Source organism: Thermopolyspora flexuosa (genome assembly GCF_006716785.1).
Lineage (GTDB): Bacteria > Actinomycetota > Actinomycetes > Streptosporangiales > Streptosporangiaceae > Thermopolyspora > Thermopolyspora flexuosa.
In genome coordinates this window covers 1,466,895-1,482,348 of record NZ_VFPQ01000001.1, presented here as the reverse complement: position 1 = coordinate 1,482,348, position 15,454 = coordinate 1,466,895, and the positions used below count along the sequence as shown (strand labels likewise).

Sequence of the window (15,454 nt, the reverse complement as noted above, 5' to 3'; positions counted from 1 at the left end):
CGGAACGGTACGGCACGGCGTCACCCGGCGGGCGGTGCCCGAAAACTTTCGGATACACTTCTCGACATGCAGAAAAGGCGAGTGACCATCGCGCTGATCGCCGAGGAGGCCGGGGTTTCGATCCCCACGGTCTCCAAGGTCATCAACGGGAGGCCCGAGGTTGCCCCCGAGACCCGGCAGCGCGTCGAGCGTCTGTTGCACAAGCACGGCTACCAGCGGCGCACCGGGCAGGGGGACGGGCCGGTCGGACTCATCGACCTGGTCTTCGCCGAGATCGAGAGCCCGTGGGCGATGGAGCTGATCCGCGGCGCCGAACAGGCCGCCCACGAGGCCGACGCCAGCGTGGTCATCTCGGTGCTGCACACCCACGCCGGTCCCGGCCGCGACTGGGTGGACCGCATCGCGGCCCGCCGTACCGACGGGGTGATCATCATCGGCTCCCGGCTGTCGGCGCGGCAGAGCGGGCAGCTCACCGCCCGGTCCATCCCGTTCGTCACGGTGGACCCGGAGGGCGAGCCCGCGCCGGGCGTGCCGTCGGTCGGCGCCACCAACTGGAACGGCGGCCTCGCCGCCACCCGCCACCTGATCGAGCTCGGCCACCGCCGCATCGGCATGATCGGCGGCCCCGCCGACATGCTGTGCAGCCGGGCCCGGATCGACGGCTACAAGGCCGCTTTGGAGACCGCGGGCATCCCGATCGACCCCGAGCTCATCCGGTACGGCGACTTCCTCGTCAACTCCGGGCACGACCACGGGCACGCGCTGCTCGACCTCGACGACCCGCCGACCGCCATCTTCGCGGGAAGCGACCTGCAGGCGTTCGGGGTGTTCGAGGCCGCCCGGCAGCGCGGGCTGCGGGTCCCCGACGACCTGAGCGTGGTCGGGTTCGACGACCTGCCGCTCGCCCGCTCGGCCTGGCCGCCGCTCACCACGGTGCGCCAGCCGCTGCAGGAGATGGCCGCGCTCGCCACGCGCATGGTGCTCACCATCGGCCGCGGCGGCAAGCCCGAGCCGTCCCGGGTCGAGCTCGCCACCGACCTGATGATCCGGGAGAGCACCGCCCCGCCCCGGCAGCGGTGAGCCTCCGCGGCCGTCCGGCCGGGGCACGCACCACGACCGCCGCACCGGCCGGTATCGCCGCGAGGTGCGGCCGGCTCGCCGTACCCGGGGCACCGGCCGCGAAGCCCGAGGTCACGGGCGTGACGGCCGGGCCGTACGCGGCGGCGGGCGGGCGCCGTGGGAGGGTGCGCGGCGGTTTGTCTCATAGATCTCTCAGCAGTCGGCAGTAGGCTCTGCCGCATGAAGCTGCTCGGCGGACGCCGACCGGCGATCGTGCTGGTCGCGCTGATGCTCCTCGCCACCGTCGGATGGGTGCTGTGGCCGTCCGGCCCGGAGGTGCGGGGCGAGGACCATACCATCACCGTCGTGGACGGGCCCGCGGACGACCAGCGGGTCACGATCGACGCGACGTTCTTCCCGCCGGCGGGCGGCGGCCGCGGGCCGCTCGTGCTGCTCGGCCACGGGTTCGGCGGCAGCAAGCAGAGCGTGCGCGAGCAGGCGATGCTGCTCGCCCGGCAGGGGTACGCGGTGCTCACCTGGTCGGCCCGCGGCTTCGGCCGCTCCACCGGGCAGATCGCGCTCAACTCCCCCGACTACGAGGTCAAGGACGTCAAGCAGCTCATCGACTGGGCGGCGAAGCGGCCCGAGGTGGTGCTCGACGCGCCCGGCGACCCGCGGGTCGGCATGACCGGCGCCTCATACGGCGGCGCGATCGCGCTCATGACCGCCGCCTACGACACGCGGGTGGACGCCATCGTCCCGATGATCACCTGGCACGACCTCGCCGACGCGCTGTTCCCCAACGCCACCGGCGGCGGCCCGGAGAACGGGGTGTTCAAGCGCATGTGGGCGGGCCTGTTCTTCAACCGGGGCGGCGGCACCCCGTCGATCAGCGGGGTCGGCGGCCTCGGCGGCGCGGCCGGGGGCGCCGGGGGCGGCCCCGACGGCGGGAACGAGGCGGGCCGGGACGACGCCGGCACGGCCCCGGACGGGTCCGGGCGGCCCTCCCCGTCCGCGACCCGCGGGCAGGGGCGCGCGCCGACCGAGCAGGAGGTGCGGTGCGGGCGGTTCCTGCCGGAGATCTGCGACATCTACCGGCAGGTCGCGGAGACCGGCACGCCCACGCCCGAGGCGATCGAGCTGCTGCGCCGGTCCAGCCCGATCTCGGTCGAGGGCCGCATCCGGGTGCCCACGCTGCTCATCCAGGGGCAGCGCGACTCGCTGTTCCCGCTCTCCCACGCCGACGCGAACGCCCGCGCGATCGCCGCGACCGGCGCGCCGGTCCGGGTGGCCTGGTACGCCGGCGGCCACGACGGCGGGGACGACGAGACCGACTGGGTGGACGAGCAGATCGTCGCCTGGTTCGACCGGTACCTCAAGCGCACCGACGCGGCCGAGGCGGCGGCGCCCGCCTTCACGGTGACCCGGGACGGCGGCCGTGACCCGGGCACCCGGCGCCCGGTGCTCGTGCACGCCACCTCCGGCCGTTACCCGGGGCTCGCCGGCACCCAGACCCGGCGCGTCCCGCTCGCGGGCCCGGCCCAGCCGGTGGCGTCCCCGCCCGGCGGCTCGCCCGCGGCGATCTCCGCGGTGCCCGGCCTGGCGGGCATCGCCGGCGGGGGCGGCGGGTTCGGGGTCGCGGTCGACATGCCGGGCCAGTTCGCGACCTTCGCCTCCGAGCCGCTCACCCGGCCGCTCACCGTGACCGGCGCGCCCACCGTGCGCCTGCGGGTGTACGGCGAGGGCGAGGTGACGCTGTTCGCCAAGCTGTACGACGAGACCGCGCCGGGGCAGGCCACGCTGCCCGAGGGCCAGGTGGCGCCGTTCAAGGTGCGGGCCAGTGGGTCGGGGACCGACGTGGCGGTCACACTGCCCGCCATCGACCACTCCTTCGACGTGGGCCACCGGCTGCGGCTCGTGGTCAGCACCACGGACATGGCGTACGCGAACCCGGCCAAGGCCGCGGTGCACCGGGTCGCGCTCGCCGAGCCCGCGGTGACCGTGCCGCTCGCGCCGGAGCTCGCCGCGCCCGCCACCGGCCCGGACGCCTGGACGTGGGCGCTGCCGCTCGCCGCGGTCGCGGCCGCGGTGGCGATCACGCTGGCCGGGCGGCGGCGCCGCCGCGAGGACCGCGACGCCGACCCCGAGCTGCGCGACGTGCCGCTGGTGATCACCGGCCTCACCAAGCGGTACCGGGACGGCGAGTTCGCGGTGAACGACCTGTCGTTCCGGGTCGAGCGCAACCAGGTGCTCGGCCTGCTCGGCCCGAACGGCGCGGGCAAGACCACCACCCTGCGCATGCTGATGGGGCTCATCCACCCCGACGCGGGCGAGATCCGCATCTTCGGCCACCGGGTCACGCCGGGCGCGCCGGTGCTGTCCCGGCTGGGGTCGTTCGTGGAGGGGCCGGGCTTCCTGCCGCACCTGTCCGGCCGGGCCAACCTCGAGCTGTACTGGCGGGCGACCGGCCGCCCGGCCGAGGACGCCCACCTGGAGGAGGCGCTGGAGATCGCCGGGCTCGGCGCGGCGGTCGACCGGCCGGTGCGCACCTACTCGCAGGGCATGCGGCAGCGGCTCGCCATCGCCCAGGCGATGCTCGGCCTGCCGGACCTGCTCGTGCTCGACGAGCCGACGAACGGCCTCGACCCGCCGCAGATCGCCGAGATGCGCCGGGTGCTCACCCGGTACGCGGCCGACGGCCGTACCGTGATCGTCTCCAGTCACCTGCTCGCCGAGGTCGAGCAGACCTGCACGCACGTGGTCGTGATGCATCGCGGGCGGCTGGTGGCGACCGGGCCGGTCGGCGAGCTGCTCGGCTCCGCCGCGGAGAACGGCACGCGGGGACGGCTTGAGGACGTGTTCCTGGACCTGATCGGGGAGAAGGTATGAGCGGCGCGGCCCGGGCCACAACACCGGACATGACGAGCACCGGCCCGAAGGACGACCCGAAGGGCAGGGCGACCGGCACGCCGGGCGGCACCGCCCACGGCGGCGCGCCCGGCTACGCCGCCGGGCGCACCCTGCCGCTGCGGGTGGAGATCGTGCGGCAGCTGCGGCGGCGCCGTACCGCGGTGATGTTCGGCCTGCTGCTCCTGCTGCCGTGGATCCTGGTGGTCGCGTTCGAGCTGGGCCCGGCCGGGCGGCAGGGCGGGCTGCGGCTGTCCGACCTCGCCACCCAGAGCGGGCTCAACTTCGCCGCGTTCTCCCTGTCGGTGTCGGCGAACTTCCTGCTCGTGGTGGCGGTGGCGCTGTTCTGCGGGGACACCGTGGCGAGCGAGGCGAGCTGGTCCTCGCTGCGCTACCTGCTCGCCGCCCCGGTCCCCCGGGACCGGCTGCTGCGGCAGAAGCTGATCGTCGCGCTCGGCTTCTCCGCGGCCGCGGTGATCTGCCTGCCGGTCATGGCGCTGATCGCCGGCACGCTCGCGTTCGGCTGGAACGACATCATCGTGCCGGGCACCGGCGAGACGATCCCCGCGCTCGACGTGCTGCCCCGGTTCGGCATCGTGATCGGGTACGCCCTGGTGAGCCAGCTGGTCGTCGCCGCGCTGGCGTTCCTGCTCTCGGTGAGCACCGACTCGCCGCTCGGCGCGGTCGGCGGCGCGGTCGGGCTGGTGATCGTGAGCAACATCCTCCAGGCGGTGGACACGCTGGGCTCGGTGCGCGAGTTCCTGCCCACGTACTGGAACACCGCCTGGATGGACGCCCTCGCGCTGGACATGGACTTCAGCGGCATGATCAAGGGCACGTCGGTGTCGGTCACCTACGCGGCGATCCTCATCGCGTTCGCCTTCCGGCGCTTCCGGCGCAAGGACGTCGTGTCGTGAGCGCGCCTGACAAACGCGCCCCGTGAATATTTCCGGCGGGCAATGGAAAAACGGGTCGGCGTCGCGACGGGCGGCGCCGACCCGTTACGGGTGATGACGGGTTCTCGGACGGTTTTCCCTGTCGGACGGTGCCGGGATGACCGGGCATGCCACAGAGGCCACCAAAACCGAAAAACGGGATGGTCCGTTGAATCGGCGACAATCAATCGCGTAATTCACTCGGACCAGTGTGGCGGGCGTTCCTCCAGCAGACGCGCGGTGTCGTCCTCGGGCTCGTCGTCGGCCCAGCCGAGATCGTCATCGCTGAGGTCCACCGGACGCAGCTCGTCCGGCACATGCGCTGTCACGCGACCAGGATAGCGAACCGGCCCGCGGCCCGATGGAATGGTCACACCGAGGACAAGAAAACCGACATCGGGAAGATAAGACGGAATCCACGGCCCTGCTCTGCATAGGGTCGTATTCGGCCCTTCCTGAGTACCATGCCGGTGCAGGAGTGCCACCGCACACGCCGAACGCGATCCCCGGGGGCGGCCATGGTCTCGCCGACAGGATGGAGCCACGACGGCAACCTGCCGATGGAGCTGACCGGCTTCGTGGGCCGGACGCGCCTGTTGGCGACCATCACCCGGCACCTCACCGAGCAGCGGCTGGTCACGGTGACCGGCATCGGCGGCGTCGGCAAGTCCCGCACGGCGCTGCGGGTCGCGCACGAGGTCCGCTCCTGCTTCCCCGACGGCGTGTGGTACGTCGACCTGTCCCGGCTGCAGGACGCGGGCATGGTGCCGCAGGCGGTGGTCTCGGCGCTGGGTCTCGGGGACACCCACCGGCCGGAGCTCGACGTGCTCGCCGAGTGGGCCGCCGACCGCCGGTTGCTGCTCGTGCTCGACGCCTGCGAGCACCTGGTCGCCGAGTGCGCGCGCCTGGTGGAGGAGCTGCTGAGCCGGTGCTCCGGGCTGCGCGTGCTGGTGACCAGCCGCCAGTCGCTCGGCGTGCCGGGCAAGCACACCGTGCCGGTGCCGCCGATGGCGCTGCCGGGCGACGACCCGGAGGAGAGCCCGTACGACAACGAGTCGGTACGGCTGTTCGCCGAGCGGGCCCGTGCCGTGGTGCCCGACTTCACCGTCGACGAGTCGAACATCGAGATCGTCTGTGACCTGTGCCGCCGCCTCGACGGCATCCCGCTCGCCATCGAGCTCGCCGCGGTACGGCTGCGCACGCTCTCGCTCCGGCAGATGCTCTCGCTGCTCACCGACCGGTTCAGCCTGCTCACCGGGGCGAGCCGTACCGCGCTGCCGCGGCACCGCACGCTGCGGGCGGCGATCGGCTGGAGTCACGAGCTGTGCGAGCCGGGCGAGCGGCTGCTGTGGGCCCGCGCGTCGATCTTCGCGGGCGACTTCGACCTCGAGGCCGCCCGGCGGGTGTGCGCCGGGGACGGGCTGCCCGAGGAGCGGATCGTGGACCTGCTCACCGGGCTCGTGGAGAAGTCGATCCTGCTGTGCACGCCCGGCGCCGCCACCGTGCGGTACCGGCTCATCGACACGCTGCGCGAGTACGGCCTGGAGTGGCTCCGGGAGCTGGGCGAGATCGACCGGATCCGGGCCCGGCACCGCGACCACTTCCTCTGGCTCGCCGAGCGGGCCGAGGAGGCCTGGTCCGGGCCGCAGCAGCTGGACTGGTTCCTGCGGGTGCGCCGGGAGCGCGACAACTTCCGCTCCGCGCTCGACTTCTGCCTGAGCGACCCGGCGGAGGTGCCCGCCGGGCTGCGGATGATGTCGTCGCTGTGGTTCCTCTGGGCGGCCTGCGGCTTCACCCGGGAGGGGCGGACACTGCTCGAGCGCGCCATCGCCGCGGCGAAGCCGAGCAAGGAGCGGTGCAAGGCGCTGTGGGTGCTCTCGTACGTGCGCAGCGCGCAGGGCGACATCCACGGCGCGATCGAGGCCGCCGAGGAGTGCGAGCGGCAGGCCCTGCTCGTCGGCGACCACCACGCGATCATCCTCGCCGCGAAGATGCTCGGCACGGCCGCGCTGCTGCAGAACAACCTGCCCCAGGCCCAGGCCTACCTGGGCGTGGCGATCGAGCTCTACCAGGGCGGCCGGGAGCTCAACCCCGGCCTGCTGCCCGCGATCGTCGAGCAGGCCCTCGTCCTCCACCACCAGGGCTCGCACGCCGACGCCGAGGAGCTGCTCGAGGACTGCCGGCAGCTCTGCGAGGAGCGCGGCGAGAAGTGGCTGCTGTCGCACGCGCTGTGGGCGATCGCGCTCACCCAGCGGGCGACCGGCCGGATCGCGGAGGCCGTGACGAACGCCAAGGAGTCGATGCGCATCAAGCGGGTCATGCACGACGTGTTCGGCGTGCTGATGGCGATGGGGACGCTCGCCGCGCTCGCGGTCGACCAGGGCGACGCGGAGCGGGCGGCGATGCTGCTCGGCGCGACCGAGGCGAACTGGCGCCGCTACGGGAGCGTGCCGCGGCTCGTCGTCGACGACCGGGAGCGGTGCGTGAAGGAGTGCCAGAAGGCGCTGGGCGAGGAGGTGTTCCGGCGTACCTTCGACGCGGGCGCGCGCATGACCGTCGAGGAGGCGATCGCGTTCGCGGTGCACGACATCCCGCCGCGGCCGACCGGGCGGCACGCCCGCGTCTAGGGTGCCTTCAGGGCGAAACGGCCGAGTCCCGGCCGGGCGGGTCAGGGTTGCGTGTAGCGGGAGCTGGCGAGCGCGTAGGCGATGTGGCCGCTCACCCAGTGCTCCAGGCCCTGCACGAACTCGATCACCTCGCGCGGCGCCCAGGCGCGCACGGCGGCGTCGAGCTCCACCATGCGGTCGACGGCCCGGCGGTGCATCGCGAGGACCTCCTCGAGCGCCTCCTCCTCACTGCGGCCGCGGTGCGCCACGAGCACGTTGATCAGGTTGTGCCGGGCCCGGTCGTGCCGCTGCTCCTTGGCGTAGGAGAAGATGTCGTTGTCCCAGACCACCAGGTCGTAGCAGAGCTGGGTGAGCTCGCGCACCTGGGGGTGCATCCAGTGCTCCGGGGTGAGGTGGAAGCGGCCCGCGATGTCGATCAGCGTGACCACCGGGGGCATGGCGCCGGTACGGCGGCGCATGAAGAGGTAGTCCTCGACGGTGGGGACGACGTCGGCCTCCCGGTTGCCGGCCTCCCACACCTGGGCGTAGAGATAGTCGCGGGTGGCGGCGCACCAGCGGTCGAGCTGGTCGGGAAGGGCGTGCGCGGCGACCCGGTTCCTGACCTCCAGGAGCGTGCGGGCGTAGGGGGAGCGGAAGTGCTCGGGCGGGGTGAGGTCGTCGAGGACCCGCAGCAGCTCCGGCAGCTCGCGCACGAGCTTCCCGGGACGGCGGCCGTGCCGTACCGACTCGCAGAACCCGTCGTCGAAGGCGAAGAGCCACATGCACCAGTCGGTGACGAGCCGGAGCATCTCCCGGTCCACCCGCGGGTAGGTGCGGGCGGCGAGATCACCGAACCGGGCCCTCCGGTACCGCTCGACCGTCTCCTCGTCGGGGATCATCCCCGACGCGCACAGCCAGGCGAAGCTCTCCCGCTCGGTCTCCTCGACGTGCGGGTTGATCTCGCTGGGAAACGGACACGGGATGGACGGAATCTGCAATGAAACGGCAGTGCGCCCCTGAGTGGCTGTCATCGGCCAATAATGCACCGCGAGCGGCCTTGAAGCCAGAATGACGTAGAATCGCTATAAATCACGATAAATCACTTACGAGGGCCGATAATGTCCTGATTCTTAAGGTTCGGGCGGCGCCGGTGTCCGGGGCACGTGCGTCCGGTCCGACGCCGTGGCCGACGTCCGCGACCGGTACCCTGATCGGTGCCGTGACGGGTCCGGTGACCTGCGCGAAGGGCGGTACGGCGAGCGGCCTTCGCGCCCGGCCGCCCCGGTCGGCGCCGGGCGTCGCCCGCGGGCTCGGCGCGCCGCGCACCGACCCGTCCCGCGGCGGGCCGCCCAGGCCGGGCCGCGTCCTCGGCCGCCGCCCCCGCGAGGCACCCGGCCGGTGCCCGAACGGCCTGGTCACGACCGCTTTCGTACCCGGATCCGACCCCACGCTCCCATGCTGCCATCAACACGACACCGATAGGGTTAAGGAATTCCTCAGGGCCGCCACAGGTTCACCCGGGAGAGACAGGCGGACTCCCGACGCTCCGACGCCGGAGCTCCCGGCAAGACCCCGTTCACCCAAGCGGGCTCGGCTGAAGAAGACAGGAAGGACACAAGGTGTTCGACCCGACGGATCTCTACCGGCTCGACGAGGACATCCCCGAGCTGACCGATCCGGTGCTGCTCTACCACTTCGAGGGTTTTGTGGACGCCGGCGCCACGGGTCGCCTCGCCATGGCCCACCTGCTCGCCAAGCTGGACAACCGGGTCATCGTGACGTTCGACCACGACCGCCTGCTCGACTACCGGTCACGACGGCCCATCATGATCTTCGACACCGACCGGTGGACCGACTTCGACACGCCGCGGCTCGCGATCCACCTCGTGCACGACCTGGAGGGCAGGCCGTTCCTGATGATGACCGGCCCGGAGCCGGACCGGGAGTGGGAGGCGTTCGTCGGGGCGGTGCGGGCGCTGGCCGACCGGTTCGGCGTCTCCCGCCTGGTGACCGCGCACGGCATCCCGATGGCCGTGCCGCACACCCGCCCGCTCGGCCTCACCCCGCACGGCACCAAGCCGGAGGCGCTGCAGAACCTGGCCGGGTACGGGGTCAGCCCGTTCGGCCGGGTCCAGGTACCCGGGAGCGTGGCCGCCCTCATCGAGTACCGGCTCGGCGCGGACGGCCGCGACGCGGTCGGCCTCGCCGTGCACGTGCCGCACTACCTCGCCCAGGCGGAGTACCCGCAGGCCGCGGTCACCGCGCTGGACGCGATCAGCCTCTGCACCGGCCTCATCTTCCCGATGGACGAGCTGCGTGCCGCGGCCGCCCGCACCACCGCCGAGATCCAGGAGCAGATCCAGGCCTCCGAGGAGCTCGCCACCGCGATCAAGGGCCTGGAGCAGCAGTACGACGCCTTCACCGGCGGCGCCCAGCAGAACAACCTGATCGAGAACATCCGGGTGCCGACCGGCGAGGAGCTCGCCGCCCAGTTCGAGCGCTTCCTCGCCGAGCGCGAGGAGCGGGACTCCTGACCTGAACGAGCGGGCGGGCACGCCGGATGTGGCCGCCCCGCCCGGCCGTACCGGAGCAGTGGAGCGGTCCGCGTCCGCGGGCGGGCCGGGTACGCGGCCCGCGCGGGTGCGGGCCGCCTGAGGAACGCCGGCGTTCGGGCGGCGGGCGGCACGGGCGTGGAGCCGGGCGGGCCTGCGCACCGCTCGCCCGCCGCCGGACGATCCGCCCGGCGACGGTCGTCGCGGGTGACGCCACGGGCATCACCCGCGCCTGGCTCACCCGATGAGGTCGCCGGGCGTCCACGTGACGACGCCCGGCGGGACCAGCGGAGCCGGCCGGAATCGAAATCACGACGATCGTGGCGCATCGTCGTCGAAGACCTCTTCCCCCGTCGCCGTTGTGTGGGCCATGAGGGTCTCCGCCCCACCGCTTTCCGGCGGAACCGCGCCACGCCTTTCCCCCGGCTTTCCCGGGGCCGGCCGGCATTCGGCCGTTTCCCGCTCCGCCTCGGCGGCGCGAACCGCGCGAGCCGCGAGGGAGAGACGAGCGTCACATCGCGGGTTTCCGTCGAGCCCGGTTATTCACCACGCATTGGCGGAAAAAATTCTCAAACCACGCGAGTCAACCGTACCGGCTAGAACCATCCACCGGCCGAGTTCGTTGACCAGGTAGACGGTCTCCGTGGCGACGTACGGCAAACGGTGCAGCGGCCTGAGCCTGGGAGGTCAGATCAGGTGGAGGAGAGTCAGGCACCCCGGCCGGCGTTCGACCCCGACATACCCGAGCCGATGGCCCGGCTCCTGAGCGAGCACCCGGATCTGCTGCGGAAAATTCGCGACGGGTGGCGTCCGCACCCGTTCTGGCCGGCGCGCATCCCGCAGCTCGCCCGCGCCGCCGCCATCCTGCTCGCCGTCGTCAGCCTGCTCATCCTCGCCGTCACCGCGGGCGTGGGCGACGGCCTCAACCCCGGCGACGTCGCGTCCGCGCTCGCCTTCGGGCTCACCTTCTCCGGCGGGTTCTTCGGCATCGCCGCCGCCGTCGAGCTGCTGCCGAACCTGTCGCAGCTCAAGGTGAACCAGGCCCTGCGGTACGCGGCCGAGCACCCCGACGGCTTCGTGCTCGCCACCGACCTCGACGAGCGGACCCGCCCGCTGCTGCGCCGCGCCCAGGACGCCGCCGACGCCGTGCTCTCCTCCGAGATCGGCAGGCGGGGCATGCTCGACGGCACGCTGAACGCGGTCCGGCTGCGGGAGGAGACCTGGCAGCTCGCCCGGCGCCTCGCCGAGCTCAGCCGGATCGCCGCCGACTACACGGCGATCGTGGGCGACGACGTGCCGGACGAGTTCGCCGAGGCCTTCCGCCCCTACGACGAGACCCTGCGCACCGGCTTCGCCGCGCTCACCGCCAAGGTCGAGGCCCTCGAGGACTACGCCGAGAAGGTACGGCGCGCCGACCGGCACTTCGAGGTCTACCGGAACATGGAGCGGCTGCGCGAGCACCACCCCCGCTTCGAGCGGCTCCGCGCCGAGCTCGCCGCCGACGAGGTGGTCGGTTCCGGCCCCGAGGAGCTCGGCACCGAGGTGGAGCAGGTCGAGCAGCGGCTGCGGGACAGCATCGCGGAGGCCCGGCAGGCCGCGGACTACCTGCTGGACGCGGCCCGGCCCCCCGGTCCCCTGCCTCCTCCCGCTCCCCCGCCGTCGCCCCGGGCCCCGGCCCAGCCCGCATCCGCTTCCCCGGACGCCGGGGACGCCCCGACAGCGAACACGGCCGACGGCGCCGGGAGCACCGGCGCGGATCCCGAGGGGCCGGAGGACCCCTCCCCGCGGCGGTAGCAGGCGGCGGGGCCGCCCTGCGCGGAACGGCCCGGAGCCCGGCCGCCGCCGGGAGGACGGCCCCGGAACGCGCCGCTGCCACGCCGCCGGCCGTACCCGGGCGGCACGGGTGCTCAGGGGTCCCGCTTCGGTGTCCCCCCGGGCGCTTCCTCCTCGCCCGGGTTCCTCCTGCGGCGCTCCTCCCCCGGCGACGGCCCGTCACGGCGGCCGCCGAGCGCGGCCTCGGCGCGGTCGAGGACGGCGCGGGCGCGCGCGATGCCGCCGGCGTTGCCGATGCCGGTGTAGATGTCGAGCGCCGTGGCCGCCATGTCGCGGGCCCCCACGGTCCGCCCGGCCTCGAGCAGGAAGGCGGCGAGGGTACGCAGGCTGCGGGCCTGCCACCAGCGGTCGCCGAGCTCGGCGAACCGGTCGGCGGCGCGGCGCAGCGCCTCGATCGCCGCGGGCAGGCGGCCCCGCCGGTGCAGGGCGTGCCCCTCGGCGTACTCGGCCCGGGCCACGCCCCACGAGTCGCCGAGCCGTTCCAGCATCTCCTTGGCGTCCCGGACGTGCTGGTGCTCCTGAAGCAGGTTGGCCGGGTTGCCGACGCTCCCGGCGGCGCGCAGCGCGCGGGCCTCCTCCCAGGTCTCCCGGCGGTCGCGGAACGCCTGGATCGCGAAGCGCAGGGCGTTCTCCGCGAGGGTGAACCGGGCGGCCGCCTCGCGCTCCTCGCCGCGCTCGAGCAGGGCCCGCGCCTCGGCGGCGAGCACCTCGCCGAGCACCCGCTGGGTCTGCGCCTCCGAGTAGCGGTTGCCGTTCCGCTGGAAGACGGCGAGCGCCTGCTCGGCGTGCTCGCGGGCCGCGTCGTGCGCGTGCTGGGCGAGCCGCAGCTCGGCGAGGTTGCGCTGGGTGCGGGCGCGCCACCACGGGTCGTCCGCGGCCTGGAACGCCGCGATCGCGTCGAGCAGGTGGGTCTCGCCCCGGTCGAGGCTGCCGTCGTTGAAGTAGGTCATGCCGATGGTGCGCATCGCCCGCGCCGCCCACCAGGCCTCGCCGAGGCGCTCGAAGATCTCCAGCGCCTGCTCCGCGTCGGCCCGCGCGTGGGCGGCGTTGCCGTAGTTGCCGGCGGCGGTGGCGCGTTCGAGCAGCGCGATGCCGATCGCGCGCTCGTCCCCGAGCTCCTTCGCGGCCTCGTAGGTGATCTCGGCGACGCCACGCCAGTCGGCCCAGAACGCCCGCATCGAGTGGCACAGCGAGCAGTACGCCCGGCCGATGCGCCACGCCTGCTCCCACATGTGCCGGTCGCGGGCGAGGTGCACGGCGGCGAGCAGGCCCAGCCACTCGGCGGCGAACCAGTCCGAGGCGGCCGCCTGCCCGGCCGTCCCGGGGATCGCGCCCGCGGGCGGGCGCCGCCGTACCCCGCTGCGGCTCCAGTCCTGCGGCCAGCGGGAGGTGGCGTACGCCTCGGCGCGGCGGCGGTACCCGGACAGGAAGCGCTCGATGGCGGCGCGGCGCACCGGCTGCGGGTCGCTGCGCAGCGCCTGCTCCCGGGCGTACAGGCGCACCAGGTCGTGCAGGCGGTAGCGGGTCTGGCCGGTGACGTCGCTGCCGGAGGTCTCGGCGAGCTGGGCGTCCACGAGCGCCTCGAGCTGGTCGGCGCCGTCGAGCTCGGAGGTGTCGAGCAGCGCGCCGGCCGCCCACGCGCTCACGTCCGGCACGGTGAGCAGGCCGAGCATGCGCAGCAGCCGCCGCTGCAGCTCGGTGCAGGCCTCGTAGGAGAGCTGCACCGAGGCGCGCACGCTCGTGTCGACCTGCCGGCCCACCTCCAGATGGTCGAGGCGGCGCCGCTCGTCCCGCAGCCGTTCGGCGAGGTCGCGCGGCGTCCAGCTGGGGCGGGTGGCGAGGCGTCCGCCGCAGATGCTGATCGCCAGCGGCAGGTGGTCGCAGAGCCGTACGATCTCCCGGGCGGACTCCAGGTCGGCGGCGACCCGGTCCCCGCCCGCCAGCCGGGCGAGCAGCTCCACGCCCTGGGCCTCGGTGAACACTTCGAGCCGGATGTCGTGGTGGTTGCGCAGGAAGAGCGGCCGCCGGGAGGTGACGATCACCGCGCACCGCGGCTCGGGCGGGATGAGGTCGAGCACCTGCTCGGTGCGCTGCGCGTTGTCGAGGAAGATCAGGATGCGTTTGCCGCTGGTCCAGGTGCGCCACAGTGTCTGCAGCTCGCGCAGGCCGCCCGGGTCCGTGGTGAGGCGTACGCCGAGGGCGCGCAGGAAGCCCGCGAGCACCTCCTCGGGCCGGATCCGGGCGCCGTCCGACTCGCCGACGCCGCCGCTCAGGTCGAAGTAGAGCTGGCCGTCCGGGAAGTGCCCGGCCACCTCGTGCGCGAACCGGGTGGCGAGCGCCGACTTGCCCACCCCGCCCTGGCCGTAGATGGTCAGGACCGGGGGCGTGCCCGGCTCCCTGCGCCGATGCGCCGCGAACCACCGGTGGAGATCGGCGAGCACCTCGGTGCGGCCGGTGAAGTGCGCGATGATCGGCGGGAGCTGGGTGGGCGACGGCGTCTCGTCACGCCCCGGCTCCACCGCCCGCTCCCGGGAGGTCGCCCACGTGGTCACGCCCGCGAGCACCGAGGAGACCCCGACGATGACGATCCGCATGGGGGTCTCGAGCTGGTCGGCGAGGATCTCCGTCGAGGTCGCCAGCACGCTCGCCACCCCCGCGAGCAGACCGGCGACGGCGGGCGCGGCGAGCGATCTCGTCAATCGCCCCGGGCGCCTTCGGCCCCCCGTTCGTCGCGACCGTCCGGGCATCGCACACCTTCCGACTCGGGCCCGTCCCCCGTGTGCCCATGCTCGCCGGGCGAGGAGAAAGATACCGCCGGTGACGCCGGATCGGCCCGCCATCGCGCACGTTCCGCGCGATCACCGATTTATCGGCACACGGTCCGGGGGCGGTGGCCCCGCCGCGCGGGCGGTCAGCCGAGCAGGTGGGCGACGGTCCGCGACATCGCCCCCGGGCGGCCCACGATCACGAGCCGGTCCCCGGGGCGGCAGGTACGGCCGGGGTCCCGCTGGATGAGGCCGGGCTCGTCCTCGTGGATGACCCCGATCACCTCGGCGTCGTCCGGGGACGGTACCTCGATCTCGTGGAGGCGGCGGCCCACGGCGGGCGAGGAGGGGCCGATGGTGACCGTGCGCAGGTTGAGGGCGCGGACCGGCGGCTCGCCGTACTCCTCGTAGCCCTCGACCACGAACCGCATGCCGCCGAGGATCGCGGCGACCACGGTCGCCTCGGGGTCGCGGAACGCGGCCCGGGCGGTCGCCGCGTCGCCTCCGGGCGGGGTGATGGCGAGCTCGCGGGTCGACGTGGCGGGGTCCACGGCGACGCTGACGAGCGTGCCGTCGGCGAGCGTCACCGTGAACAGGCGCCGCCCGCCCGCCAGGCGGTGCTCGCGGACGTGCAGGTCGGGGACGGCGGAGACGCGGCGCTTCATGACCATCCTCCTCGGCGGGACGGGGCGTGCCCCGGCCGGTGGGGCGTGCCCGGCCGCCGCTCGGCGAACGCGACGTCGGCGGCGCGACCGACGGGGACGCGCCGGAGAGCCCGCTGCCCTTACCCGCCGTGC

General features: G+C 73.9%; 10 protein-coding genes. 6 read left to right on the top strand and 4 right to left on the bottom strand.

What is annotated here, in order from left to right:
* Window positions 1–66 precede the first annotated feature (66 nt).
* The 3 genes from FHX40_RS06475 (at window position 67) to FHX40_RS06465 (ending at window position 4,883) form a co-directional block, all read left to right on the top strand.
* Window positions 67–1,080 (top strand): LacI family DNA-binding transcriptional regulator, encoded by a 1,014-nt coding sequence (locus FHX40_RS06475; RefSeq protein WP_142258770.1) that lies wholly within the window; start codon window positions 67–69, stop codon window positions 1,078–1,080.
* A gap of 219 nt (window positions 1,081–1,299) precedes the next feature.
* Complete coding sequence (locus FHX40_RS06470) at window positions 1,300–3,948, top strand: alpha/beta fold hydrolase (RefSeq protein WP_142258769.1); 2,649 nt, start codon at window positions 1,300–1,302, stop codon at window positions 3,946–3,948.
* Window positions 3,949–3,977: 29 nt separating this feature from the next.
* A complete protein-coding gene (locus FHX40_RS06465; RefSeq protein WP_142258768.1) occupies window positions 3,978–4,883 on the top strand; it encodes an ABC transporter permease in 906 nt (301 codons plus the stop codon).
* A 215-nt stretch (window positions 4,884–5,098) separates the two neighbouring features.
* Here FHX40_RS06465 and FHX40_RS26025 read toward each other — a convergent pair whose 3' ends face one another.
* The gene (locus tag FHX40_RS26025) at window positions 5,099–5,230 is read right to left on the bottom strand and encodes a hypothetical protein (RefSeq protein ID WP_268241037.1); all 132 of its coding nucleotides are present in this window, start codon (window positions 5,228–5,230) and stop codon (window positions 5,099–5,101) included.
* Window positions 5,231–5,419: 189 nt separating this feature from the next.
* Here FHX40_RS26025 and FHX40_RS06460 point away from each other — a divergent pair, with 189 nt between their 5' ends.
* Window positions 5,420–7,528 carry an ATP-binding protein gene (locus FHX40_RS06460; RefSeq protein WP_142258767.1) on the top strand — a complete coding sequence of 703 codons (2,109 nt, stop codon included), beginning with the start codon at window positions 5,420–5,422 and terminating at the stop codon, window positions 7,526–7,528.
* Between the two features lie 41 nt (window positions 7,529–7,569).
* Here FHX40_RS06460 and FHX40_RS06455 read toward each other — a convergent pair whose 3' ends face one another.
* Entirely contained in the window at window positions 7,570–8,538 is a 969-nt protein-coding gene (locus FHX40_RS06455; protein WP_142258766.1) for a terpene synthase family protein, read from the bottom strand.
* 588 nt (window positions 8,539–9,126) lie between these two features.
* On the opposite strand from FHX40_RS06455, the gene FHX40_RS06450 reads away from it, so the two are divergent.
* Together FHX40_RS06450 and FHX40_RS06445 are read left to right on the top strand one after the other, a co-directional pair.
* A complete protein-coding gene (locus FHX40_RS06450) occupies window positions 9,127–10,041 on the top strand; it encodes a proteasome assembly chaperone family protein (RefSeq protein WP_142258765.1) in 915 nt (304 codons plus the stop codon).
* Between the two features lie 768 nt (window positions 10,042–10,809).
* Window positions 10,810–11,853, top strand: a complete 1,044-nt coding sequence (locus tag FHX40_RS06445) for a hypothetical protein (RefSeq protein ID WP_170198739.1) — start codon at window positions 10,810–10,812, stop codon at window positions 11,851–11,853.
* Between the two features lie 113 nt (window positions 11,854–11,966).
* Here FHX40_RS06445 and FHX40_RS06440 read toward each other — a convergent pair whose 3' ends face one another.
* Both FHX40_RS06440 and FHX40_RS06435 read right to left on the bottom strand, forming a co-directional pair.
* The gene (locus tag FHX40_RS06440; RefSeq protein ID WP_170198738.1) at window positions 11,967–14,591 is read right to left on the bottom strand and encodes an ATP-binding protein; all 2,625 of its coding nucleotides are present in this window, start codon (window positions 14,589–14,591) and stop codon (window positions 11,967–11,969) included.
* Between the two features lie 212 nt (window positions 14,592–14,803).
* Window positions 14,804–15,322: a TrkA C-terminal domain-containing protein gene (locus FHX40_RS06435; RefSeq protein WP_170198737.1), complete on the bottom strand. Its 519-nt coding sequence runs from the start codon at window positions 15,320–15,322 to the stop codon at window positions 14,804–14,806.
* Window positions 15,323–15,454 lie beyond the last annotated feature (132 nt).